Source organism: Paenibacillus sp. 11B (genome assembly GCF_030487755.1).
Taxonomy (GTDB): Bacteria; Bacillota; Bacilli; order Paenibacillales; family Paenibacillaceae; genus Paenibacillus; species Paenibacillus vandeheii.
In genome coordinates this window covers 673728-697141 of record NZ_JAUKNS010000002.1, presented here as the reverse complement: position 1 = coordinate 697141, position 23414 = coordinate 673728, and the positions used below count along the sequence as shown (strand labels likewise).

General features: G+C 48.3%; 23 protein-coding genes. 12 read left to right on the top strand and 11 right to left on the bottom strand.

The window, feature by feature from the left end:
* Positions 1 to 58: 58 nt before the first annotated feature.
* Positions 59 to 763 carry an O-methyltransferase gene (locus tag Q0V21_RS11470; RefSeq protein WP_435874226.1) on the bottom strand — a complete coding sequence of 235 codons (705 nt, stop codon included), beginning with the start codon at positions 761 to 763 and terminating at the stop codon, positions 59 to 61.
* A 138-nt stretch (positions 764 to 901) separates the two neighbouring features.
* Between Q0V21_RS11470 and Q0V21_RS11465 the strand changes: the two genes are divergently transcribed.
* A complete protein-coding gene (locus Q0V21_RS11465; protein ID WP_301878969.1) occupies positions 902 to 1795 on the top strand; it encodes a LysR family transcriptional regulator in 894 nt (297 codons plus the stop codon).
* Positions 1796 to 1822: 27 nt separating this feature from the next.
* On the opposite strand, the gene Q0V21_RS11460 is transcribed toward Q0V21_RS11465, so the two are convergent.
* Both Q0V21_RS11460 and Q0V21_RS11455 read right to left on the bottom strand, forming a co-directional pair.
* Positions 1823 to 2551 (bottom strand): YoaK family protein, encoded by a 729-nt coding sequence (locus tag Q0V21_RS11460; protein ID WP_301878968.1) that lies wholly within the window; start codon positions 2549 to 2551, stop codon positions 1823 to 1825.
* 134 nt (positions 2552 to 2685) lie between these two features.
* Positions 2686 to 3417 (bottom strand): alpha/beta hydrolase family protein, encoded by a 732-nt coding sequence (locus tag Q0V21_RS11455; RefSeq protein ID WP_301878964.1) that lies wholly within the window; start codon positions 3415 to 3417, stop codon positions 2686 to 2688.
* 381 nt (positions 3418 to 3798) lie between these two features.
* On the opposite strand from Q0V21_RS11455, the gene Q0V21_RS11450 reads away from it, so the two are divergent.
* Both Q0V21_RS11450 and Q0V21_RS11445 read left to right on the top strand, forming a co-directional pair.
* Complete coding sequence (locus Q0V21_RS11450; protein WP_024631866.1) at positions 3799 to 4545, top strand: GTP pyrophosphokinase; 747 nt, start codon at positions 3799 to 3801, stop codon at positions 4543 to 4545.
* Between the two features lie 41 nt (positions 4546 to 4586).
* Positions 4587 to 5822 (top strand): multidrug effflux MFS transporter, encoded by a 1236-nt coding sequence (locus Q0V21_RS11445; RefSeq protein WP_301878963.1) that lies wholly within the window; start codon positions 4587 to 4589, stop codon positions 5820 to 5822.
* A gap of 89 nt (positions 5823 to 5911) precedes the next feature.
* On the opposite strand, the gene Q0V21_RS11440 is transcribed toward Q0V21_RS11445, so the two are convergent.
* Entirely contained in the window at positions 5912 to 6505 is a 594-nt protein-coding gene (locus Q0V21_RS11440; RefSeq protein ID WP_301878961.1) for a hypothetical protein, read from the bottom strand.
* A 260-nt stretch (positions 6506 to 6765) separates the two neighbouring features.
* Here Q0V21_RS11440 and Q0V21_RS11435 point away from each other — a divergent pair, with 260 nt between their 5' ends.
* The 6 genes from Q0V21_RS11435 (at position 6766) to Q0V21_RS11410 (ending at position 14707) form a co-directional block, all read left to right on the top strand.
* Positions 6766 to 7761 carry an iron-hydroxamate ABC transporter substrate-binding protein gene (locus Q0V21_RS11435; RefSeq protein ID WP_301878960.1) on the top strand — a complete coding sequence of 332 codons (996 nt, stop codon included), beginning with the start codon at positions 6766 to 6768 and terminating at the stop codon, positions 7759 to 7761.
* A 156-nt stretch (positions 7762 to 7917) separates the two neighbouring features.
* On the top strand, positions 7918 to 8538 hold the full coding sequence (locus Q0V21_RS11430) for a flavin reductase family protein (protein ID WP_301878959.1): 621 nt from the start codon (positions 7918 to 7920) through the stop codon (positions 8536 to 8538).
* A 205-nt stretch (positions 8539 to 8743) separates the two neighbouring features.
* A complete protein-coding gene (locus Q0V21_RS11425; protein WP_301878958.1) occupies positions 8744 to 9898 on the top strand; it encodes a type III polyketide synthase in 1155 nt (384 codons plus the stop codon).
* 42 nt (positions 9899 to 9940) lie between these two features.
* The gene (locus Q0V21_RS11420; RefSeq protein ID WP_301878956.1) at positions 9941 to 12190 is read left to right on the top strand and encodes an MMPL family transporter; all 2250 of its coding nucleotides are present in this window, start codon (positions 9941 to 9943) and stop codon (positions 12188 to 12190) included.
* A gap of 284 nt (positions 12191 to 12474) precedes the next feature.
* Complete coding sequence (locus Q0V21_RS11415; protein ID WP_301878955.1) at positions 12475 to 13494, top strand: alpha/beta hydrolase family protein; 1020 nt, start codon at positions 12475 to 12477, stop codon at positions 13492 to 13494.
* Positions 13495 to 13534: 40 nt separating this feature from the next.
* Entirely contained in the window at positions 13535 to 14707 is a 1173-nt protein-coding gene (locus Q0V21_RS11410; protein WP_301878954.1) for a rhamnogalacturonan acetylesterase, read from the top strand.
* 135 nt (positions 14708 to 14842) lie between these two features.
* On the opposite strand, the gene mnhG is transcribed toward Q0V21_RS11410, so the two are convergent.
* The 6 genes from mnhG to Q0V21_RS11380 are packed head-to-tail and all read right to left on the bottom strand — an operon-like array spanning position 14843 to position 20751.
* A complete protein-coding gene (gene mnhG / locus Q0V21_RS11405) occupies positions 14843 to 15235 on the bottom strand; it encodes a monovalent cation/H(+) antiporter subunit G (RefSeq protein ID WP_301878953.1) in 393 nt (130 codons plus the stop codon).
* Positions 15219 to 15503, bottom strand: coding sequence for a Na(+)/H(+) antiporter subunit F1 (locus Q0V21_RS11400; protein ID WP_053782045.1), 285 nt, complete (start codon positions 15501 to 15503; stop codon positions 15219 to 15221). Before Q0V21_RS11400 ends, mnhG begins: the two co-directional genes overlap by 17 nt.
* Positions 15503 to 15979 (bottom strand): Na+/H+ antiporter subunit E, encoded by a 477-nt coding sequence (locus Q0V21_RS11395; protein ID WP_301878950.1) that lies wholly within the window; start codon positions 15977 to 15979, stop codon positions 15503 to 15505. Before Q0V21_RS11395 ends, Q0V21_RS11400 begins: the two co-directional genes overlap by 1 nt.
* Positions 15980 to 15985: 6 nt before the next feature.
* Positions 15986 to 17464, bottom strand: a complete 1479-nt coding sequence (locus Q0V21_RS11390; RefSeq protein WP_285076718.1) for a Na+/H+ antiporter subunit D — start codon at positions 17462 to 17464, stop codon at positions 15986 to 15988.
* Positions 17457 to 17795, bottom strand: coding sequence for a Na(+)/H(+) antiporter subunit C (locus tag Q0V21_RS11385; protein ID WP_024631879.1), 339 nt, complete (start codon positions 17793 to 17795; stop codon positions 17457 to 17459). The genes Q0V21_RS11390 and Q0V21_RS11385 overlap by 8 nt, the downstream gene beginning before the upstream one ends.
* A 1-nt stretch (position 17796) precedes the next feature.
* Positions 17797 to 20751 carry a Na+/H+ antiporter subunit A gene (locus Q0V21_RS11380; RefSeq protein ID WP_301879546.1) on the bottom strand — a complete coding sequence of 985 codons (2955 nt, stop codon included), beginning with the start codon at positions 20749 to 20751 and terminating at the stop codon, positions 17797 to 17799.
* Between the two features lie 265 nt (positions 20752 to 21016).
* On the opposite strand from Q0V21_RS11380, the gene Q0V21_RS11375 reads away from it, so the two are divergent.
* From Q0V21_RS11375 to Q0V21_RS11365, 3 genes are read left to right on the top strand one after another with little or no spacing between them, the layout of a single operon-like run.
* Positions 21017 to 21388, top strand: coding sequence for a PDC sensor domain-containing protein (locus tag Q0V21_RS11375; RefSeq protein WP_443145869.1), 372 nt, complete (start codon positions 21017 to 21019; stop codon positions 21386 to 21388).
* Positions 21373 to 21579, top strand: a complete 207-nt coding sequence (locus tag Q0V21_RS32995) for a diguanylate cyclase domain-containing protein (RefSeq protein WP_443146403.1) — start codon at positions 21373 to 21375, stop codon at positions 21577 to 21579. Before Q0V21_RS11375 ends, Q0V21_RS32995 begins: the two co-directional genes overlap by 16 nt.
* Positions 21580 to 21631: 52 nt before the next feature.
* Positions 21632 to 22153: a hypothetical protein gene (locus Q0V21_RS11365; RefSeq protein WP_024631882.1), complete on the top strand. Its 522-nt coding sequence runs from the start codon at positions 21632 to 21634 to the stop codon at positions 22151 to 22153.
* A 77-nt stretch (positions 22154 to 22230) separates the two neighbouring features.
* Here the strand turns inward: Q0V21_RS11365 and Q0V21_RS11360 are convergent, their stop codons facing one another.
* Positions 22231 to 23370 (bottom strand): GGDEF domain-containing protein, encoded by a 1140-nt coding sequence (locus Q0V21_RS11360; protein ID WP_301878948.1) that lies wholly within the window; start codon positions 23368 to 23370, stop codon positions 22231 to 22233.
* Between the last annotated feature and the right edge of the window lie 44 nt (positions 23371 to 23414).

Below are 23414 nucleotides of genomic sequence, written 5' to 3'. Positions count from 1 at the left end.
CTGTGCAGTAATTTCAGTTTAACAGGAATAGGGGATTTGCGGAAGAATTGACCATTGTTTATTTTGTCATAGGAGATTCCAGCACACGGGCAATCACGAATCCATCATAACCTTTACTGCCTACAGTCTGAAGTGCTGTCGCTTCAAGACACGGGTTATCCGCAATTAATTTCAGGAAAGATTGTACGCCCATAACTCTGCGGTCCGTACTGTCTGCATTGATAACTTCACCGTCCCTGACGATGTTGTCACCAATGATCAGACTTCCCGGGCGAGCCAAACGCAGTGCCCATCTCAGATAATCAGGATTACTTGGTTTGTCAGCATCAATGAAGATAAAATCAAAGGGCTCCCTGTATTCTTCCTGAACGTCGGGAAGAGTAGTCAGAGCTGGACCTACTCGAAGATCAACCTTGTGCATAAGTCCTGCACGCGTAAGATTGGTTCGTGCCATATCTGCATGGTGTGGCTCAGCCTCCAGTGTAACGATGCGTCCGTGTTCGGGAAGGGCCCTTGCCATCCAGATCGTACTGTATCCGCCAAGTGTCCCGATTTCGAGCACACGTGTTGCGCCTTGTATTTGAAGCAGGAGCTGAAGGAGTTTCCCTTGATTGGGCGTTACATCATGGGCGGGCAAGCCGGCTTCTGTATTTGTACTTAGAGCCTGCTCCAGAAGGGAATCTGAGGGAATTAATAAGGCGTTCAAATAGTCGTCGACTTGACTCCAGGTTTGCTGTTGAGCAGATACATTCAGATTGTTCATCGTCATCTGTTCCTTTCCGATTGCATGTATTGGATTTCATACTTCAACTATAAAGTGAACAGATATATAAATAAAATATATATTATGTATGTTAATATAACCTTAGATTATATATCTGATGTGAAGGAGGTGTAAGGCTTGAATTTGCACGGATTACGATTGTTTCATGCCATCGTGAGATTTGGCGGAGTTACGCGTGCGGCAGAAGAACTCAACATTAGCCAGCCAGCGGTATCCTCCCAGGTGAAGAAATTTGAGCGAGAACTGGGCATTCAATTATTCGCTTCGGAGGGGAGAAAACTGGTCCTTACCGATGCAGGAACACAATTAACAGGTTATGCGGAACGTCTGTTCATGCTGGAACAGGATGTCGAGAACTTTGTAGAGGATTTTCGGGCGGGCAAAAAAGGGCTGATTCGTCTTACCGCAACCTATTTACCATCCAACTTTCTGCTGCCGGGCTGGATTGCCCGTTTTAAGCAGATGCACGAGGATGTGGAGCTGGTGGTGAGTACAACCAATACCCGGAAGGCTTTTGACCAACTGCTGCGTTATGAGGCCGAGATTGCGGTGTATGGTGGAAGTGGCATTACACATTCAGGTATCCATTGGGACGAATTGTTTGAAGATGAGATGTGGTTTGTTGTCCATCCTGATCATTCTTATGCGGGGAAAGAAATTGAGCTTCGGGAGATGGTAGCGGAGCCCTTCATCATGCGCGAAGAGGGCAGCGCTACACGGGAGCGTCTGGTTTCTCTTTGCACCACAAATAACCTGGCTGCTCCCCGTATTGCGCTTCAGTTTAATGGATTGAACGAAACGATCAGTGCGGTGAAAGCAGGGTATGGAGCCAACTTTATTTCTTCTCTGGTCGTAAAGGAAGATGTCCAAGAAGGCAAGCTGGCACGTGTATTCGTTCGAGGTGTGCAGTTGAAAAACACGGTAGCCGTATGTACACGAGCTGGGGAAGTGTTATCTCCTGCCGCACAGCATCTGGTTGAACTTATCAGACAGGAAGCATCATTAATGTAATAAAATAGTAGAATAATCGTATAAGAGCTAGCTTTGCATGTCATCCGTCGCTGATTTGGCAGTTCTCCTGGAGTATAAACGGGCATATAGGGTGACACCACCAACGATGAGAACAGGGATCCAGACTGCCATCATAGGTACGTGGTGGAATAGAATCGCAGCTAGAATAACACCGCCCAAATAGATCACCACGGCGCCTGCGCGAAGGTACGCATCTGCTGACAGTGCTTTGACCAGTGAGCGAATATTGGCATGTCTCAGCCGCTGAAGAATGCTTACTGCATCTTCAACCACGGCGGCCAGATTATTGGTGAGCACGGTCGTTGAGATACCGGCAATCCCAATGCGGCGCGCAGCAGTCGTTTGCATCCCCATAGCCGCGGCCAGGATGGCAATGAGCAAATAGGACAATTGTTCCGAATAAGGACTGATCATCGCGATGGCAAAGAGCAGAAGCAGTATACTTTCTACAGTGAACACCGTTGTAACCTGGGAAGACCAGCCATTTTTCGTCTGCACACGTCCGATCATATGTGCCGCTATGGCATTTCCGGCAATAAAACCAATGAGGGCAAGCAGTGCACGCAGCACAACAAATTCCTGAGCACGGGCAATCGCAATCCCCAGCAGCACAATATTGCCCGTCATATTGGCTGTAAGCACATGCCCCAGTCCCAGGTATCCGATCACATCGACCATTCCGGCAGACAGGCACAGCAGCAGCATCGCGTACTTTTGGAGGGTATTTTGATTCATGATTATCCGTCCTTTCCAAAAAACGTAACCCCTCCAGTATACATCCACAACGCATGATCCTTCAAAATGAAGTTCATGATGCAATGCAAACTTCCCATATCAGCAAACATGTTTAAATCGTCTCTAGCTTAAAGCTAAGGTGCGGCAAGCCAGTCAAACATATTATTCACCGCCGCCTCATGCACCTTCTCCTGAAAACGATGATCCTGTCCCCCATAAGCGTGAAACGTAACGCTCACGCCTCTGCGTTTCAGCCAATGATACATCCGGGTTCCATGACTGTAATTCACCTGTGTATCCGACGTGCCATGCATGATCAGCACAGGACAGTGAAGTTTGTGTGCCTTCGACAAGGGAGAACGGGCGAGGTAAGCTTCCGGAACGGAACGTGGCGAACCGCCAAGCACTCTTTTCAATGTACGTCTCAAGTCGGTTCGTTCATGATAGGTGCGTTCCACATCGGCGACACCGCTCCAAAGCACCAGTTTATGTATCTGCCCAGGCCCTTCATTGTAGGTCGTTGCTGTATGTACGGCATTAATGGCTCCACGAGAAAATCCCATCATTGAAATTCGCTTCGTATCGGCAAAGGGCCACTCCTGAACGAGCCGGTAAGCGGCATGCACGTCTTCGGCATCTCGACCGCCATACTCGTCATGCCCTTCGCCACCCTCGTTGCCACGATAGGATGGAGCAAAGACGATATAACCTTTATGGACAAATTGCTCCAGCCAAGCAGTATTTACCCCACCATAGTTGCCCAGCCCGCCGCGGCAATAGATCAGAACCGGCCAACGTGCACCATTGCCGTCCAAGGTGTGTTGTTTTGCAGGAGGATAGCGGCTTGTGAGCTGTTGTACTTGCATGGATTGTTGCGATAAGGCGAAGCCTGAAAGGGCAGAGCTGGTATATGCTTTTTCATATGCTGAGAAGGCGGGGAGGGGGCAACCGTCCGGCAGGCCTAAATATCCTTTTACCCGGAGCGCATCGGACGAATATGTCACATGATAGAGCAGGGAGATCAACCTCTTTCATCGGAAATGGGATGCCAATGGATAATGATCCTTCTTTAGGATGCGCCTAAACGAGGTTCCCATACCTTGCAGTCAGCAACGACAATTCGTTGTGAGAAATTCGTTTATTGGCTCCATATGATTTATAATGGTTCAGGAGACATGTGGATTGACCGATGTCCTCTTATTCATAAAACTAACTTTAGTGTGCACGAAGAAAGGAAGAAAACCATGATGAACGCTCCACATCCGATTGATCAATTCAAGAAATTCAAATACGAAATTACGAGATTTATGATGATCTATAAATTTGCTTTGGATCAAATGGAGACCAAAATTGAGGTATTGAAGGAAGAATTTCAGTCCCTGCATGATTACAGCCCGATAGAACATACGAAATCCAGATTGAAGTCACCTGAGAGCATTATGAACAAGATGTTCCGCAAAAATCATGAGTTAACCTTTGAAAGTATCAAGAATAATATTAAGGATATCGCTGGCGTACGCATTACCTGCTCCTTTATTTCAGACATTTATCGCATTAAGGATATGTTGTGCAACCAAAGTGATCTGCGTGTGCTGGAGGTAAAAGATTATATCCAAAATCCGAAGCCAAACGGCTACCAAAGCCTTCATCTTCTGGTGGAGGTGCCTGTTTACATGTCTAATGGAGAAGAACGGGCGTGTGTGGAAATCCAGATTCGTACGATTGCGATGGATTTCTGGGCCAGTCTGGAGCATAAAATCTTTTATAAATACAATAAGGATGTTCCCGAGCGTTTGACCAAAGAACTGAAAAGTGCAGCGGACTCTGCGAACGCACTGGACCAGCAAATGGAGAGGCTGCACCGGGAGATTCAGGAAATCAAGGATGCCGAGAATGATCGGGATGAAGAAGAGCTGCGTCGTATTATCATTAACAATCAACAGTTCACACTGCCTTCCAACCTGCTCAAGCTGCTGGGAGACGGAGAACACTAAGGAAAAGAGAACTACCGCAGGGAAAGGAATATGTTATTCATATGAAAAGTACACCAGCCTCAATAAGCACCCATTCTACATCCCGGGTACGTATGGCACTGATTCTGGGGACACTGTCGGCCTTTGGCCCGCTGTCCCTGGACATGTATTTGCCAGCACTGCCTACACTGGCCGATGAATTCCAGTCCTCCACTTCTTATGCCCAGCTCAGTCTTACGGCATGTATGGTCGGGCTTGCGGCAGGACAGCTGTTGGCTGGGCCTCTAAGTGATGTGCGTGGTCGTCGTATGCCGCTTATTGCGGGTCTTATTCTCTATACTATCGCTTCCATACTCTGCCTGGTCAGCCCGACCATGGGTTCTTTTGTTGTGCTTCGTTTCATTCAGGGTGCAGCGGGAGCGGCGGGAATTGTCATCTCGCGAGCGGTGGTAAGGGACGTGTATTCCGGACCGGAGCTGACACGTTTCTTCTCGCTCTTAATGCTGATTAATGGCGTCGCACCGATAGCTGCACCGATTATCGGTGGACAATTGCTCGCGTATACATCGTGGCGCGGCGTATTTATTTTGCTGAGTATTATCGGTATTTTGACTTTAATTGCTGTGGTGGTTGGTCTTGGAGAGACCCTTCCTCCAGAACGCAGATCCAGCGGAGGGCTGAAGCAGTCCCTGGTTACATTCCACAAAATTGCGGGGGATCGCCAGTTCATGGGATATGCTTTAACCCAAGGGTTCGTAGCTGCTGGCATGTTTGCCTACATATCCGGTTCGCCATTCGTACTTCAGAAAATATATGGCATCTCCCCGCAGATGTTCAGTGTCTGCTTCGCCATTAACGGTCTGGGCATCATATTGGCAAGTCAGATCGCCGGAAGACTTGCAGGTAAAGTATCCGAAACCCGTCTGTTGATCGCAGGGCTGCTCACTGCTGCACTGGGAGGAACATCTTTGCTCATTGCCATTCTGGCTGGAGGCAATCTGATTGCAGTCCTGATTCCTTTATTCCTCGTGGTATCCAGTGTGGGGTTGGTTAATACGGCTTCCTTCGCCCTGGCGATGGCTAATCAGGAGAAATCGGCAGGCAGTGCTTCTGCTCTTATTGGGGTAATGACGTTTCTCTTCGGCGGCATTGTCGCTCCGCTCGTAGGTCTTGGAGGAGAAGGTACAGCTGTGCCGATGGGCATTGTTATCGCTTGTGCGGATCTTGGCGCGTTGCTAATTTACGTTGTAATGGTAGGCAAGAGTGGTAGACGTCAGGATAAACAGCGACTGGTGTAAAAAGTATTGTGTTGTTGCTTGGCAAAAAAGCGCTCCAAGTGGAAGGTTCTGTCCTTCAGCTGGGGCGCTTCTTCTATGTCTGAACGGGTTTAGCAAAGTGCAAACAAAATTTGCGTATTGAGCAGGATACCTGGAGTCAGAAACGGATAGAAGTAACCGATGACAAAACCGAACAGATTGGTGGAAGGCCACATTAAGTAAACGTCATTGTACGTAAATACAAGAGACCAACGGTTGTAACAGAAATTTTGCAGTACACGTTGCTCGGGATCACGAGGCGTTGCTACTCCGGATTGGGCAAACTGCACGGCCTGGGTCAGATTCTGTGGTTGTTGCTGGATGAATAGTGGTAGAAGGCCGGGACTGCTTTTGATCAGGTTATATAGGAAGACCATCTCTGAAGGGGGTTGACCTACTGGGCGAGGATAGGCGCTAAGCAAGGTGGGCAGATTGCCCTGTGACAGCTGAGCAGGAACACCCGGCGCCGTGCCAGGTACGCCCCCAGGAAAGTAGGGAGGTTGACCGCCTGTGCCTCCGCCTGGAGTGTAAGGGGGGTAAGAACCCGGTCCTCCCGGAATACCTGGCACGGGCTGACCGCCTGGAGAGCTACCTGGAAACAAAGGAGGGAGCTGATAGGAGCGATCTTCTCCATAACCTGAATATGTGTTATATAGGTAATCCATGTACGAACATCCTTCCTGTCGTCGTATTCTGGAATTAGCATATGGCGGCATTCGCCCAAATGTGAATCGTTCAAATGAATGCGCATTCGGCCTTATCGGACAAAAACTGCATTGACAACTACGTTGATAACAATTATCATTGTCAATGGAATTGGACAATAGTACATACAAGTATAATATGCATGAATAATGTATAAACGTCTAAGTCTGTCATAACAACTCAATCCATTGAGGTGTTCATTTCGAAAGGGGATAGTCACGTGTTTAAACAAAATAAAAAAATGATCATGCTTCTGATCACGGTAATGGTCATGTCTATTTGGCTGGCAGCATGCGGATCGAAGCCAGCAGAGAACGGTACAGCAGCAGGAGAGAACAATACTGCAGCGGAGACAGGGACACAGACAGAAGCTCCGGCAGAACGTACTCTGACAGATGCCATGGGCCACGAAGTGAAAATTCCGGCGAATCCCGAGCGTATTATCGCTTCCTATCTGGAAGACAACCTAGTTACCCTTGGTGTTAAGCCTGTCGCTCAATGGTCTGTAGCCAACGGAATTCAGGAGTATTTGCAAAAGGATCTGAACGGTATTCCTACCATCGCCTTCGATCTTCCTTTTGAAGCGGTCGTAAGTTTCAACCCGGATCTGATTATTATCGGTTCGGAAAGTGTGGTTGAAGGCGAAAAATACGCGCAATACAGCAAAATTGCACCTACGTATGTACTTGGTGATGAGATCAATAACGACTGGCGTAAAGCGTTGCTGAAAATCGGTGAGATTTTGAATAAAGGTGATGAAGCACAAAAAGCCCTTGATGATTACGAAGTCAAAGCCAAAGAAATCAAAGAAAAACTGGACACAGTCACAGGTGGAACGAAATCTGCTGCAGCCATTTGGCTGGTGAGTGGCAAGTTCTTCATCGTAAGTGACAACGTATCGAGTGGAGAAGTAATGTACAAGGACCTTGGGCTTGCAGAGCCTGAAGTGGTGAAAGAAATCTCTGCCAATGCGACGGGTAACTGGTCTTCCATCTCGCTTGAAAAATTGGCGGAAATGGATGTTGACTACCTCTTCTTTGTGAACAGTGATGAAGGTACTGGCGCAGAAGCACTCAAAGATCCGGTTTGGCAGAGCATCCCTGCGGTGAAAAATGGTAACTTGTTCGAATTTACCCGGTCAAGCAGCTGGTTGTATAGCGGAGTTCAAGCAAACCTTCAAATTATGGAAGACATCCAAAACAGTATCGTAAAATAACAGATATCAAATACGAAGTCGAATGTTTATACTCCTTGGTGCGATGAGCACCAGGGAGTTTTTTTGTGATTTCAACATTTTACGATATATAATATTAATGAAGAGAAGCTCTTGAGAGATGAGTATCGCTTCATGACAAGGAAGGGGACATTCTGAATGTTTACACTAGATCCACGCGAATTAACCGGAAGAGAAAATTATAAATTGATGAGCGGCTCGGTGGTGCCACGCCCAATCGCATTTGTGACAACACTTTCTCAAGATGGCAGCGTCATTAATGCAGCGCCCTTCAGTTTCTTTAATGTAGTCAGCTCTGATCCGCCGCTATTATCCATATCCATTGCTCGCAAGGAAGGCGTTATGAAAGATACGGCGCGCAACGTGCTTGCCATGCAAGAACTGGTTGTACATATTTGCGATGAAGCCATCGCTCTGGATATGAATGAGACAGCAGCCATGCTGGAGCCCCACGAAAGTGAGCTGGAACGGACCAATCTGACGACTGTGCCAAGTAGCGTGGTGTCCGTACCGGGGATACAGGAAGCGCTTGTTCGAATGGAGTGCATACTCTATCAGCATATTCCGATATCGAACGATGAGGGGAAACCCGTGAGTGATCTGCTTCTGGTTCGCATTGTACAGTATCATTTCAGTGAGAACGTGTATGATCCTGCCACCAAATATATATTAATGGACCAGCTGAAACCAATCAGCAGACTGGCAGGAAATGACTATGCCAAACTTGGCGAGAGATTTACGGTGGTCCGCCCGGAGTAGCATCGGTTCAGGCTGAACAGCCTGTAGATGGATAGGTCTATATAATAATCTTCGTCTAATAAGGCGGACAACTTATGTTTAATTCGCATATGTTGTCCGTCTTTGCTCGTTTCATGAACATAAAGGGGGCAAGCCCTGAATAGACTTGTACTATATCCTGCACATGTGACATGAACCTATTTTATATATAAGGGGGTTGGAGCCGATGAACCAACTTGATGGAACAGTAGTCGCAAGTATCATGGGAATAGGAACGGCATTGCCTAGTCACCGCATTGAGCAAAAGGATGTGTCTGCCCGGCTCGCACAAGCGCTGGAACATGAGCCGGATTCCAGACGATGGGCTAAGCGAATATTCAATCAGTGCGGTGTCGAGACGCGTTATACATGTGAACCGAACCTGCTGGAGCCTGTAGAGTCTTGTCGTTATCTGCCCTTTACCCAGGCGGAGAACGTTCCGACCACAGCCGAACGTATGACTAAATATAAGGCGGCTGCCGTTCCGCTTGGTATCAAGGCAGCACGACAGGCACTTGAGGATGCCGTCGTTTCAACTTCGGAGATTACACATCTCATTACCGTCAGTTGTACCGGACAGTTTCTGCCCGGGCTCGATGTTCGGCTGATTCAGCAGCTTGAACTATCGCCGCGTGTAAACCGGATTCCGCTTGTATTCCAGGGATGTGCCGCCGGTCTGAAAGCTATACAGTTGGCGAATTCGATTGTGACGAGTGAAAAAGACGCAACGGTTCTTATCGTATGTGTGGAGCTGTGCACCCTTCATTTTCAGCCCTCTGCCAAGCGGGATGACCTGTTCGCAGCGTCCTTCTTTGGGGATGGGGCTTCGGCCTGTGTTGTCGGCCTGTCCGGAACAGGGCGCAAGGAACTGTTCCGACTGGGGGAAGGACAATCCGTTTTGCTGCCAGACTGTTCGGAAGAGATGATCTGGGAAGTGGGCAATACCGGCTTCGATCTGTATCTCTCGCCACAGATTCCAAAGCTGCTCGGCTTGCATCTTGGTCCAGAAGTGGAACAATTGCTGAACGGCAGTGATCTACCTGAGATCTGGGCGATTCACCCCGGAGGCAGAGGCATTGTAGATGCGGTGCAGAAGCTTTACCAGCTCTCGGATAAACAGGTCGAATACAGCCGAAGCATTTTACGGGATTATGGAAATCTATCCTCCGTGACGATTCTATTTGTTTTACAAGCTATCCGAGAGGATTATAGCAAAAGGGAAGAGGCTTCCAGCGGAATTGCGCTTGCTTTTGGACCGGGACTCACAGCGGAATTGCTTCCTTTTACTTATGTTCCTGCATCCGTTGAAGTAAGAGAGCCCGTGAATCAAAGCGTGATCTGAAAAGAAACTGAATTACCAATCTGATATCAGAGGAGCTTGGGTATGGGTTATCGCAGCCTTGCTGTCCTCATTAGCCGATATCCGCGATTCATCATTCTCTGCTGGGTGTTTGTCATCGGGATGTCAGCCGTCTGGGCGTGGAGATTGCCCGGTAATGTTCAGGATCATGGATTGAACTTCAACCAGGGAGATGCTCATGCTGTAGAGCTTGTTCTTGAGAAAGAGTTCCATGTTCCTGCTGATCCGGTTATTCTTCTTTTTGAAAAAAAGACAGGCACTACCCTTGCCGAATTCCGAGGCTGGATTCAAGATCGACTGCAACAGGTTCGCACACTTTCAGGTGTAACGTCCATAATCTCTCCGCTTGAAGCACCTGGAAGCCAGATGCTGCGGGGGGATGTAGCCTACGCCTTGCTAGGGTTTGATGTACCCTCTCACAAGATGGGTCCAACCCTGGAACAGCTGCAATCCATGCTTACAACAGACGATTTGGGAATGATCCGAATAACAGGGGAATCCGTTGTACAGCAGGATGTAAACAATCTCAGTTTCCGCGATTTGGAACGGGCAGAGGTTGTGGGTCTGCCGCTTGCTCTCGTCATTTTGTGTTTTGCGTTCAGAGGGCTTTATGCGGCTCTGCTTGCTGTCATTATGGGGGTATCCGGTGTCATAACGGCAATGGGGGTTACTTCCCTCCTGGGTTACCACCTGGCGCTCTCCAACTTTGTGATCAACGTGATTCCAATGGTGGGAATGGCCCTCAGCATCGACTTTGCCCTGATTATTCTCAGCAGATATAGGGAGGAACTTCAGCAAGGTCAGAAAAGTGAAGAAACAGGTGCAGGAAAAGAGGAAGTCCTGCAGAGAACACTGCGTACAGCGGGAAGAGCGGTATTCTTTTCTGCGGCATGTGTGCTGTTGGGACTGCTCGGTCTGCTATGGATTAGACTGCCGATGTTCCTGAGTGTATCCCTGGGAGCCATTATTGTGCTCGTTATATCGGTCCTGCTGAATATAACACTACTGCCAGCGATTCTATCCCTTAATTCAGTGCACATCTTTAGACAAAGGTTCGAGTATTCCATTTCTTCAAAGCAGGTTAAGCACCAACAAACGTTGCAGTCAGGTTCAATCTGGGCAGTCTGGTCAGGCATGATTATGAAACGCCCAGTTCGCATGGCGCTGCTTGGAACGGGTGCACTGCTTCTTTTTGTTTTACCGGTTACCCGGCTGGAGCTGGCTATTCCAGATGCTTCATCCCTGCCTGCCAGGATGGAGTCTCGTCAGACGACGGAGCAGTTACAGCGCATTTTTGGACAAAAGAACGTCTCTGCTGTAGAGATTGTGATTGGTGGAACGGCAGAGACGTTGAGTGCTTCCCACTGGCGGGTTGCGTTGAATAAAATGCAAGAGCTTCAGCAGGATTCGAATGTGATGAGTATTGAATCCGCATGGGGAATCATGCTGCCGGACAAGTTCTCCTCCCAAACCGAATTAACAATGAACATTCTATCGTCATCTCTGCCTGAAGCGCTGAACGAAACCCGATCTCAGCAGCCTTCATGGCTGCGTTTATATGTGTCTGACCATTCCATTCGTATGGTAGCTACCATACACGGAGCACCCGGCTCAGATGAGGCTGCTTCCTGGCTCGATCAGATGAGGGACAAGGACGCCGCTAACCCCATTTCCTCAATACCGCTGCGTTATGGCGGAGAGGCAGTCAAGCAGTATGAAATCATGCAAGAAGTTTCAGGCCAACTGCCTAAAGTGCTGGTGTTTGTTATAGTAACGAATTATCTCGTATTGCTCGCAGCATTCCGGTCATTACTCATTCCCATCAAAGCCATTCTGATGAACCTGCTCAGCCTGGCTGCTTCATTCGGCGTCCTCGTACTGGTCTTCAATCAGGGACATTTGGGTATGGAGCCGTCCGCCATTGCGATCATGATTCCCGTGTTCATTGCCGGGCTCGTATTTGGTATCTCAATGGACTATGGCGTATTCATGCTGTCCCGCATCCAGGAGGTATACAGACGAACAGGCGATAGTGATCTGGCTGTACAGCAAGGACTCGCTTCAACCGGACGTCTGATTACATCGGCGGCGGCGATTCTGCTGGCAGTGACCGTGCCGTTTGCCTTTGCTGACGTGGCGGGTGTAAAACAGCTGGGGATCGGAATTACAGCGGCGGTATTCATTGATGTTACCCTTATCCGTTTGGTACTGGTACCTGCGCTCATGAAACTGATGGGCAGATGGAACTGGTGGCTACCTGGGTTCAGGGAATAAAAGGCCAGATCAAGAAGGATGTTCTCGGAGCCTGAAGTTCAGGTATGCGAGGATATCTTTTTTTCATCAAAATATGTGAATTCAAGTCCAAAACAGGCAATAATGTTCAATTCACGGGCTGTACGGTGATTTATAATAGACTGAACAAGTCCAACATAAATTTATAATACATCTATTTAAATTGAACAAAACATTTACACGAGAATGGAGAGGACAGAAATAACCTGAAGAAGTGGAGCTAAATAATTTATATATTATTTGAATGGACAGGAGGGATGAACGGTATGTCGGATATTGAATCCTATTTGCAAAAACAAACAAGCCCGCGCGGACGGTCCGCTTATCAGGCGGGTCAAGCCCTTGACCCATGGCGCAGTCAGTTGCGCACACGGATTAAAGAGCGGCTGGGCGGTTTCCCAACCGTGGCTGCGGAGCTGAATCCCGTACTCCTGGAACGCACGGCATGTGACGGCTATATCCGGGAGCGGGTTGAGATTACAACCTATGCGGGGTTGCGCATGCCCATCTATATGTTAATACCGGATGTAGTAAGCGCTACCAAAGAGCCGTGTCCAGCTATTATAGCTTGTCATGGACACGGGTATGGCAGCCGGGAAATCTGCGGCATGGAACCCGACGGTTCACCGCGTAGAGGAGAACCCGGCCTGCATAAAGACTTCGCCGTCGCTCTTGTACAGCGTGGATATGTGGTTGCTGCGCCTGAATTGCTTGGATTTGGTGACCGAAGGCTGGAGGAGGATCGGGATGCACCCCCAGGGGCAAGCTCATGTACCAAAATTGCGGCCCATCTGCTCATGACAGGGCAGACCCTGGCCGGACATCGCATCTATGAGACGATGCGTGTGCTCGATTACATAACCACCCGTCCTGAAGCTGTCTCAGCGCGTATCGGCAGTATGGGCATCTCGGGGGGTGGACTCGTGACGGCATTCACTGCTGCGTTGGATGAACGGTGTCGTGCAGCTGTTGTGAGCGGTTACGCCAATACATTTCAGGGCAGCATACTGGACAGAAATCATTGCCTCGATAATTATATCCCAGGAATTTTGAGGGAAGCAGAGCTGCCGGATATCATCGGTATGATTGCACCCAGGCCGCTGTTTATTGAAGCCGGAAGTGAAGATCAGGTATTTCCGCTGCCAACAGCAAAAGAAGCTTATGCCCGATTGACCAAAATCTATGAGCAGGCGGGCGCACAGAAATGGCTGGATGCAGACTTTTTTACAGGTGGACATGAAATTAGCGGAGCGAAAGCCTATGATTGGCTTGATTACGTTCTATAAGGAAACTATACAAATAGAAACCTGAGAGGAGTGTTTAGTCATGAAATGGTCAAAATCCGTGCGGTATTTGCTCTGTCTTACCCTGTTTGCTAGTCTGATTGGGGGTGCTCTGGCAGCTAATGGCGGACAGGTCGCTGAAGCTGCAGCGAATGAGTACAAATTTGATTTTGGTTCCGGTGCAGTTGAGAGCGGTTACACAGGTGTATTGGCAACGGATGCCTACACTTCAGCGAAAGGCTATGGATTCAATACACCTGGCAATATGCGAAATGTAACTGCCTCCGGAACGGGCGCTGCAAGCGATGCCGTACAGTTTGTTACCTTTGGCACGAAGAGTACGAATACGTTTAATGTGGATTTGTCCAATGGTCTCTACGAGGTCAAAGTGCTCCTGGGAAACACAGCCAGATCGAGTGTGGCGGCAGAAGGTGTATATCAGATCATCAATATGACGGGTAACGGGGCGACCGATCAATTTCAAATTCCGGTGACGGATGGACAGTTAAATCTGTTGGTAACAGAAGGTAAGGAAGGCGCGGCATTTACACTCAGCGCACTTGAAATCCGGAAAATATCGAATCAGACGGTGACGAACCGTACGATCTATATTGGAGGCGATTCGACGGTCTGCAATTACTATCCGCTTAACAGCAGTGTGCAGGGTGGCTGGGGACAGCTATTCCCTTCCTACGTGAATACGAGTACATTTCAGGTTCGGAATATGGCCTCAAGCGGTCAATTTGCAAGAGGCTTCCGCGATGATGGACAGATGGAAGCGATTCTGAAGTATATTAAGCCAGGAGATTACTTTATTTTGCAATTAGGGATTAATGATACGAATGCCAAGAATAATACAACGGAAGCGGAGTTCAAGGAGATCATGCGTGATATGGTTCGTCAGGCCAAAAATAAAGGAGCCACCGTTATTTTATCAACGCCTCAGGGTCGGGCAACTGATTTCAATTCAGCCAATGTGCATACTGCGGAGAATCGCTGGTACAATGCATCTACACGTGCACTGGCTCAGGAAGAGGGTGTGGCACTTGTAGATCTGAACAAACTCAGTTCGGCCTATTTCACTTCCATTGGACCGGCTGCAACACTGGCCTTGTACATGACAGGAGACACGCTGCATCCGAATCGGGATGGTGCTGCCCAGCTTGCACGAATCGTTGCTGCTGATCTGAGAAGACAGGGACTTGATGGATTCTGATTCGGTAAACTATAGTTTACTTCTGCTCCACGAATATGGATTGGACTAAGCTGAGTCTCATACAATCCAAATACCCCCGGGACGGCCACATCATGTGTGGCATGTCCCGGGGGTATTGGATTATGGACCAAGAGACTATTCCATCATGTCCTTGGCTTCATGGTTGACCTTTTTCCCCTTCAAGAGCGGTTCAAGTTCATCCTGCACACTCTGTTCCCATAGAGGGACATCCGTTCGATAGGCAGCCCGTCCGTTCAGATGTCCGGCTACCGGTGCTGTGATAAAGACAAACACAATGCCAAGCAACACCCGGGCACTAATATAGTTGTCGAAATACCAGAAGAAAAGAAACGTTCCGCTCAGTACACAAAGTACGCCGAGTGTAGTGTTTTTGGTGGCGGCATGCGCCCGTAGATATACATCTGGCAGTCGAATTAGTCCGAACGCGCTAAATGCGCTTAGTAGGGCGCCCAGCAGGACAATAAGCCCAATGACAATTCCGGCGGTTCCATCAACGATCTCCTTCATTTTTGAACACCGCCCCCCGTTCAATGTATCGTGCAAATGCAACTGTGCTTAGAAAAGCGAGAATGCCAATTAACAGAATAATATCCAGATAAGCTTGGGTATGAAGCATCATGGATAGTACCGCAACGATGGCAATGACATTAATACCGATGGTATCCAGTGCCGTAATCCGGTCGGCCATGGAAGGTCCGCGCAGCACCCGGTACAGACAACCCAGGATTGCCAGGGACAGAATAAGCAAGGATATGAACAATAGTGAGGATAACATTAACGTGTCACCTCCATAATGGCTTTTTCGAACGTATTTTTGATATCATCACTCATTTTCTGTTGATCTTTGATATCCAGCGCGTGAATATATAATTTACGTTGATTGCCCGAAATTTCAAGTGGAAGGGTACCTGGCGTTAGTGAAATGAGCAAGCACAGGAGTGTAACTTCCCAATCGGAGGACAGCTGAGTCTGATAGGTAAATATACCTGGCCGAATATCAAGCTTCGGCTTCACAATCTGGCGAATAACTTCAATGCTGGCCCGTACCAGCTCCTTGAACAGCAAGGCAATCAGCTTGATGATTGCCCAGACACGAACGATGTAGAAGCGCTGCGGAAAGAACCGCCGCATGCTCCCAATCAACAGCAGACCCAGCAGATAACCCGTGAGAAAGCCAACGCCATTCCACGCATTATTCAGAAACATCCATACAAAAGCAATGATCAGATTCAACACAATCTGAAAGGCCATACGCATCTACTCCTTCAATACTGCATCAATATAAATATTGGGATGCAGCAGAATGTCGCCTGCGCGGGAGGTCAGCTGGAACATGCCCTCAGCCCCCACACCCATCGCGATGATGAACACAAACAGAATTCCGGCAGGGATGAGCAGGCCGTTCACGGCATAAGGTCTTCTCACTGCGCCTGCTGGCGGTTCACCCCAGAACGCCTGTATGAAGATGCGTAGTACCGAATATAACATCAGCAGACTGGAAAGGACGGCAATGCCTGTCAGACCGTACAAGCCAGCCTGAAATCCGCCTTCGAACAGTAGCAATTTCCCAGGAAATCCACTGAAAGGCGGAATACCTGCCAAGGCAAGTGCACTGATGAAGAACATCCAGCCAAGCAGTGGATAGCGATGGATCAGACCGCCCATATTGTCGAGCTTGGAGGTTCCTGCGACCGCGATCAGAGCACCCCCGAGCAGGAAGAGCAGTGTTTTGATCAGCATGTCATGCAGCATGTAGAAGAGCAGACCTTCCAGTGACGGACGACTCGCTGCCGCCATGCCGAAGGCCACAAATCCCACACCTGCGATAACATTGTAGATCAGAATCTTATTGACGTCACGATAGGACATAGCCCCGATTACCCCGAGTACCATGGTCGCTCCCGCCATCCAGCCGATAAGTGCATGGAAGAAATCCGGATCATGATAGAAAATGAGTGTGAATGTTCGCACAATAGCGTACAAGCCAACTTTGGTCAGCAATCCGGCGAATAGGGCGGTGACAACTGCCGGAGGGGCTGCATAAGAGCCGGATAACCAGAAGAACAGGAACAAGCCAGCTTTAATACTGAATACGATCAGGAAGAGGACGGCAATCAGCGTGATGACTCCACTCTGTCCGACCTCGGCGATCCGATTGGACAAGTCGGCCATGTTTAGTGTGCCGGTAACCGAGTAGAGAAAGCCAATAGAGGCTACAAATAACGCAGAAGAGACAATGTTAATCAATACATACTTGATTGTTTCCCGTAATTGTCTCTCCGTACCTCCCAATACAATCAGTGCATATGAAGAGATGAGCATTAGTTCAAAGCATACAAACAGGTTAAACAGGTCTCCCGTTAGGAATGAACCGTTCACGCCTGCTATCAGGAAATGAAAGAACGGGTAAAAATGATGTTCTTCCCGTTCCTTATTCACGCTGCGGAAGGCATAGAGCAGACATGCGAACCCAATGATCGAAGCGGCAACGACGAGCAAGGCCGATACCATATCGGCAACAAGTACGATACCGTAGGGTGGTTCCCAGCCTCCCATATTCAGTGTTTGTATCCCGGACTGTGCCACTTGGGTAATGAGCACGGTTGAAGCGGCTGCCGTCATCAGTAAGCCAATGACACTTACAACCCGCTGGATATTTGTCCGTCGGAAGAACAGAAGGGCAATAACCCCGGTAATCAGTGGCAGCAGAATGGGCAGAACAACGAGATTATTCATAAGGACGCCCCCTTACTTCTTCCATATCGTCTGTCTTTAGCTTCAAATAGGAGCGATAGGAGAGTACAAAGAAAAAGGCGGTTAGTCCGAAATTAATGACGATGGATGTTAAAATCAGAGCCTGGGGGAGTGGATCGACGTATCGTTCAGCCTGCTCCCCGAGCAAAGGTGGTGCACCTGTTTTGAGACGTGACATCGTAATCAGCAGCAGGTGCACCCCATGGGTTAGTATGGACATGCCGAGCACGATACGGAGCAGGCTCCGCGATAAGATTAAAAAGACGGCGACTGCGAACAGAATGCCAACGGCCACACACATCAATATTTCCATATCAGCGATCCTCCCCGATCTGTAGAATGATATTCATGGTGACTCCCAGGACGGCAAGATACACGCCGAGGTCAAACAGCATCGCGGTTGCAAGTTCCGTTTCTCCCAGTATTGGAAGATCGAAATAACCAAAGGTCTGACTCAGGAAGGGTGCGCCGAACAAAAACGAGCCTGCTCCGGTCAATAACGCAATGCCCAAGCCAATGGCCGTCAAGGTGCGAAAATCGATAGGTAAAGCTTTGCGTACGGTATCCGTACTAAATGCCAGCGCTAGTAATACCAGTGCAGCAGCCGTCACCAGGCCGCCAATGAAGCCTCCACCCGGGTTATGATGTCCGGCGAAGAACAGATGGAGCGCGAAGGTCAGAATGATAAAGACAACAACCTTGGTCGTCGTTTGCAGTAATATATCGTTGCTTTGAAGGGGGACGGTATCCCATGTTGACGAGCTGCGTTCACGGTTGCCATACTTTTTCGTATTGTCTGCTTCGTCACCCGTCTCATTATCGGTTTCTTCAGTTTGTTCTTTCTTGCGGAATTTCAGTCTTGCACCGAGGTCCCTCGCTTCGAGATTGAGATTAATCATGGAGTAGATGGACAATGAAGCTACCCCAAGCACCATAATCTCCAGTAAGGTATCGAATCCTCGGAAGTCCACCAGCAGCACATTAACGACATTTTTGCCGCCAGCCAGATGGTAGCTCTCCTGAATGAAAAAGTCTGAAATGCTTTCCAGTGACGCAGTTCCGCTCGCTGCCAAGGCCACAAAGGTCATGACGACCCCAACAGCAATCGCTACGATCATATTGACACTAAGATAACGTCGGCTTGATTTGCCCCGTTGCAGCTCAGGCAGATGGTAGAAACAAAGCAGAAATAGTGCAACGGATACCGTCTCTACAATCATCTGGGTCAATGCGAGATCCGGTGCTCGGAACAGCACGAACAGCAAAGTGACGAGGTAACCAACCGCGCCTGTCATAATGACTGCCGATAGTCTGTTCTTGGCAAACGGAATCGAAACCGCAGCGGCAATTAATGCCAGCAGCAGTACTGCCTCATAGAAAGAGAAGGGGGCATTACCCTTGAAGTTCCAGGTGATATTTTCCCCTGAGCGGAAAAAGGCATAAACCAGCAATGCAACGGTGAACGAGAAAATGTATACCAGATAATTACGAACCGAGCCATTCATATAGGCTTCCGTCCATTTGCGTGCATAATGCTGAAGATTATCGAGCACGACATGGTACATATTGTTTATCGTTAAGCCTTGCGGATAGTGCTCATAAATCGTTCTCCAGCGCGGCAGCAGTTTGTACATGGTTATGCCTAGGGCAATTACACCGATAGTCATAATCAATTCAGGAGTAATGCCATGCCATAGGGAGAAATGAACATCAAAGTGTTCTTTTCCGTTCAGCAGTGATGGAAGTACAGCAGCCATCGCGGGTTCAATCAATGATTCAGCCAGCAGATTCGGGAATAGACCGAATATGATCACAAGTATCCCGAGAATAACCGGAGGAATCAGCATGCCGACAGGAGCTTCATGCTGCTTCTCAGCAGGAATCTCGCTGCGAGTTCGTCCAAGGAACGTTTTGAATACAATAATAAGCGCATAGATCAAAGTGAACACACTTGCAAGCCAGGCGAACACAGGCAAGAGTACGCTCCATGAACCGAGTCCAAAGATGCGGAGGTGTGTCACTTCCACCATGGCCTGAAAGAACAGCTCCTTGCTCAGAAATCCGTTGAACGGCGGAATTCCGGCCATGGCGAGTGCTCCGATGAGCGCTACCGTAAAGGTCACTGGCATAAACGAAGCAAGGCCGCCGAGTTTCCTTATATCCCGGGTACCTGTTTCATGATCCACAATCCCAACGACCATGAACAGTGCCGCCTTGAAGGTAGCGTGGTTGAACAGATGAAGCAAAGCTGCCGTAATGGCAACCGTGTACATCGCGGAGGATTCGCCATATCCGAAATAGATGGCCGTTGAGCCAACGCCGAGCAGGGACATGATTAGACCAAGCTGTGAAATTGTAGAATAGGCCAGAATCGCTTTGAGATCATTTTTTTTCACGGCGAGGAAAGATCCATAACACAGGGTGAGCAGTCCAACGCCGGTGACAAGCCAGAACCACAACCCCTGTCCACCGAAAATCGGTGTAAACCGGGCGACAACATACAGTCCCGCCTTAACCATCGTAGCCGAATGCAGATAGGCGCTGACGGGAGTTGGAGCTTCCATGGCGTCTGGCAGCCAGATGTGGAACGGGAACTGTGCGGATTTCGTAAACGCCCCGACCAGAATCAGCACAAGAGCTGGCAAGAATAGTGAACTATCCTGTATCTGCCCCCACTCTGTAATGGTTGCCCGGATGCTGAACGTGCCAGTCATGAGATACATCAGCATGAAACCGGCGAGCATGGCGAATCCGCCAAATACGGTAATAAGGAACGATTTTTGTGCACCTGAGGTGGACGCTTCGCGTTTGTAATGAAAGGCGATCAGGAGAAAGGACGTAATACTGGTCAACTCCCAGAATCCGTACAACACAATCATATTATCTGACAGCACCACGCCAAGCATGGCTCCCATAAACATCAGCAGGTACAGATAGAAGCGGTTCAAGGCTTCTTTAGTGTCCATGTAGAAGATAGAATACAGGACCACCATAGTTCCTATTCCGGTGATTAACAGTGTCAGCAGCAGACTTAGACCATCCAGATATAGATTGAATCCAATGTCCAGTGACGGAATCCAGGGGATATATCCGGATACCATATTTCGCTGGGACACGGCGGGTAAGAGACTCGCAAAATAAACAAATAATAGGGCCGGGACAAGTAAAACCAGCCATCCCATATGTATTTTACGGAAGAAACGATGCAGCATGGCAAGTACAACACCAGCGGCAAATGGCAGAATTACAGCAACATGAAGCAGGCTCAACATTACACCCCCAATGACTGAATTTCGAATGCTCTTCGTTGTGACAAACAGTGCTCGCTTGGCTCATACGAGCATGCTTGCTCTCTATATTCATAACCCAAGTATGTATATACAGAATCGTGACTATTCTTTGAATGGAAGAAACACGGTGCGAATATCCATCCAACATTGTATGGACATGTATAATAAAAAAAGACATGATTTCCGAAAGCTGCTGCTCAATCAGCTTCAAGATAGCTTTCCCACATTCTCATGGGTTGGATTCATGAATCTGAAAGGAAATGTGCTGGCATCCACAGACGGCATATTGCGCGGTGAAAATTTATCGGAACGGCCCGTGTATCAGGAGGGAATCAAGGGTAAGTTTATTGGAGATGTCCATGATGCAGTCCTTCTGGCGAAGCTGCTTCCCAACCCAACCGGTGAACCGTTGCAATTTGTAGATATCAGCTTTCCATTGAAATACAAGAACGGAGAGATTGCTGGTGTGCTTGCCGCGCATTTAAGCTGGGCCTGGGCGAAGGAAGTAGAGAAAAGTGTCCTGGAACCGTTGAAGCATGAGGAAAAGGACATCGAGATGTTTATCGTCAGTCAAAAGGAAAATACGGTGCTGCTGAAGATATCATACAGAACCTGAATAAGCCGTTTATTATCGAATATGGGCGGATTCATATTGGATGCAGCATTGGAGGTGCCGAATATCCTGCTAACAGTCGCAATCCGAGTGAAATTATTCGCATGGCAGATGAGGCGCTGTATGAATCCAAGCGTGCGGGCAAAAATAGAATGACATTCTATCCAGAATTGAAGAACACAGCTAAAGGATAATATACTATAGAGTATAAGGTAACTGATCAGTAGACAGGCAAGGAGCGATGAGATGTCTGGAAAATATACCAATGTACCCTATGGCTATGAACCGCCCCCAGCTGCCCGGAAAGGCACCCTGATTTTTTATGATTCATTTGAGCACGTAACGGATGAACAGCTTGAACGGGCAGCTGCTATTGCGGACACACGTGCTTTTGTGCAGCTTGTGCTTTATCCTCTACATGAGAATACGATGAAGCGAATGAGCAAGGAGGGGGTGCAGCCCTTTTACAAAAGGGAGGACCGCCTTCATGACTGGAGAAGGGAGCATGCATCCTCCCGCGTACGGGTCGAGGGCTGGGAAGGCAAGCGTAAGAAGTATACGCCGATCGAAGCAGCTCTGCGCCATATGGCAGAAGAATACCCCGCTCCTCATTTCCTGTATCTCACGGTTGAGATGGCAAATCAGTTCGCATCCTTTGACTCGTTCAAAGATTGGATTAAGGAAGTACGTCTGATTATTGATGGAGAGCCGGCTAAGCTCCACCCGAAGCTGGAGCAAAATACACATCGCTGGGAATGGGTAGAGTAAACCTAAAGGCTTTATAAAGACCCTAATAAAGAAAAGTTGTGCTGTTACACCGGCGTTCGGTGAGCAGCACAACTTTTTTAATTTTTTTCTTCAACGATTATAGACGATTCGAGGGATGTTACCGTTTTATTTTTCCCTGTCCGTTTGGCGGTATACAGGCACGCGTCCACTTCTTCAAACAATTTGTCCTTGGACAGATGGGGGCTGTAGCTTTGGAGTCCGACACTTACCGTAATATAAGCTCCTTCCAGCTCCGGATGAACAAGACGGGCGATTTTCTTACGGATCTGCTCCACTAATGCATATGCCTGCTCAAAAGACTGTTCGAACATCAGCAGTGCGAATTCCTCGCCGCCATAACGCGCAGCAATATCGCTTGATGTGACGTTCTCCTGAATGACCAGAGATACTCTCTCCAAAATGACGTCTCCAACCCGATGACCATATGTATCATTAATGGATTTGAAATTGTCAATATCAATCAATGCCAAATAAAGACTCATGCCATTCTTGGCATACTCAAACGCTTTTTCATAGTAGTCCTTAAAGGAGCTTTGATTATACAGATTGGTTAACCCGTCTGTCTTGGACTGCTTGCTCATAATTGCGTTTCGTACAATCAGATCCTGCTTGGCAAGCATACTGGCCTGAAGATCATCCAGTACCTCGACCCCGCTAATAACAATGAGTTGCGCAACATATGTACCTACAATGAGGAAAGCCGGAATGGAAACCATATCAAACGAAGATAAGTACAGCCGATAGGACGGGTCGCAGAGTACGATGACATAGCCAATCATCTGCATGAGGCATACCGCCCATACCCTTTTTTTGTTGAAGAACAGAACCGAAGCAAAGATTGGCAAAAGACATATGGCCAGTATAATGCGAATATCGTAATTGACATGAATGATGGCCCAGGCAATCACCGTGCTCGCCATGGACATGGAGTAGAAGGAAAACGAACTGAACCGGCGTTCCACCCAACTGGCGACCAGAATGGCTAAAGCGCTGGCTGATGTAGGCCAAACTAAAACATGGATTATGAAATCTTCCGGAGTTCGATCATAATCCAGAAACAGAAAGCAGCCGATTTGAATGACAACATGCGTTAGAACGACGATCCAATAAGCACGAAGCATTTTTTTGATCCATTTGGAATGCTTGAATTCGTACTCTGTTGGGATATGGCTGTTATTCGTATGGAAACTCTTCAATATATCACCGCTGACTGCATCATAATGATACGACAGACGCCGCT

What these genes read in the sequence shown, in the direction of transcription:
- Q0V21_RS11470 (WP_435874226.1), bottom strand. Translation starts at nt 763, where the DNA reads ATGAACAATCTGAATGTATCTGCTCAACAGCAAACCTGGAGTCAAGTC.
- Q0V21_RS11460 (WP_301878968.1), bottom strand. Translation starts at nt 2,551, where the DNA reads ATGAATCAAAATACCCTCCAAAAGTACGCGATGCTGCTGCTGTGCCTG.
- Q0V21_RS11455 (WP_301878964.1), bottom strand. Translation starts at nt 3,417, where the DNA reads ATGCAAGTACAACAGCTCACAAGCCGCTATCCTCCTGCAAAACAACAC.
- Q0V21_RS11450 (WP_024631866.1), top strand. Translation starts at nt 3,799, where the DNA reads ATGAACGCTCCACATCCGATTGATCAATTCAAGAAATTCAAATACGAA.
- Q0V21_RS11445 (WP_301878963.1), top strand. Translation starts at nt 4,587, where the DNA reads ATGAAAAGTACACCAGCCTCAATAAGCACCCATTCTACATCCCGGGTA.
- Q0V21_RS11440 (WP_301878961.1), bottom strand. Translation starts at nt 6,505, where the DNA reads ATGGATTACCTATATAACACATATTCAGGTTATGGAGAAGATCGCTCC.
- Q0V21_RS11430 (WP_301878959.1), top strand. Translation starts at nt 7,918, where the DNA reads ATGTTTACACTAGATCCACGCGAATTAACCGGAAGAGAAAATTATAAA.
- Q0V21_RS11425 (WP_301878958.1), top strand. Translation starts at nt 8,744, where the DNA reads ATGAACCAACTTGATGGAACAGTAGTCGCAAGTATCATGGGAATAGGA.
- Q0V21_RS11420 (WP_301878956.1), top strand. Translation starts at nt 9,941, where the DNA reads ATGGGTTATCGCAGCCTTGCTGTCCTCATTAGCCGATATCCGCGATTC.
- Q0V21_RS11415 (WP_301878955.1), top strand. Translation starts at nt 12,475, where the DNA reads ATGTCGGATATTGAATCCTATTTGCAAAAACAAACAAGCCCGCGCGGA.
- Q0V21_RS11410 (WP_301878954.1), top strand. Translation starts at nt 13,535, where the DNA reads ATGAAATGGTCAAAATCCGTGCGGTATTTGCTCTGTCTTACCCTGTTT.
- mnhG (WP_301878953.1), bottom strand. Translation starts at nt 15,235, where the DNA reads ATGAAGGAGATCGTTGATGGAACCGCCGGAATTGTCATTGGGCTTATT.
- Q0V21_RS11400 (WP_053782045.1), bottom strand. Translation starts at nt 15,503, where the DNA reads ATGTTATCCTCACTATTGTTCATATCCTTGCTTATTCTGTCCCTGGCA.
- Q0V21_RS11395 (WP_301878950.1), bottom strand. Translation starts at nt 15,979, where the DNA reads ATGGCCTTTCAGATTGTGTTGAATCTGATCATTGCTTTTGTATGGATG.
- Q0V21_RS11390 (WP_285076718.1), bottom strand. Translation starts at nt 17,464, where the DNA reads ATGAATAATCTCGTTGTTCTGCCCATTCTGCTGCCACTGATTACCGGG.
- Q0V21_RS11385 (WP_024631879.1), bottom strand. Translation starts at nt 17,795, where the DNA reads ATGGAAATATTGATGTGTGTGGCCGTTGGCATTCTGTTCGCAGTCGCC.
- Q0V21_RS11375 (WP_443145869.1), top strand. Translation starts at nt 21,017, where the DNA reads ATGAATCTGAAAGGAAATGTGCTGGCATCCACAGACGGCATATTGCGC.
- Q0V21_RS11365 (WP_024631882.1), top strand. Translation starts at nt 21,632, where the DNA reads ATGTCTGGAAAATATACCAATGTACCCTATGGCTATGAACCGCCCCCA.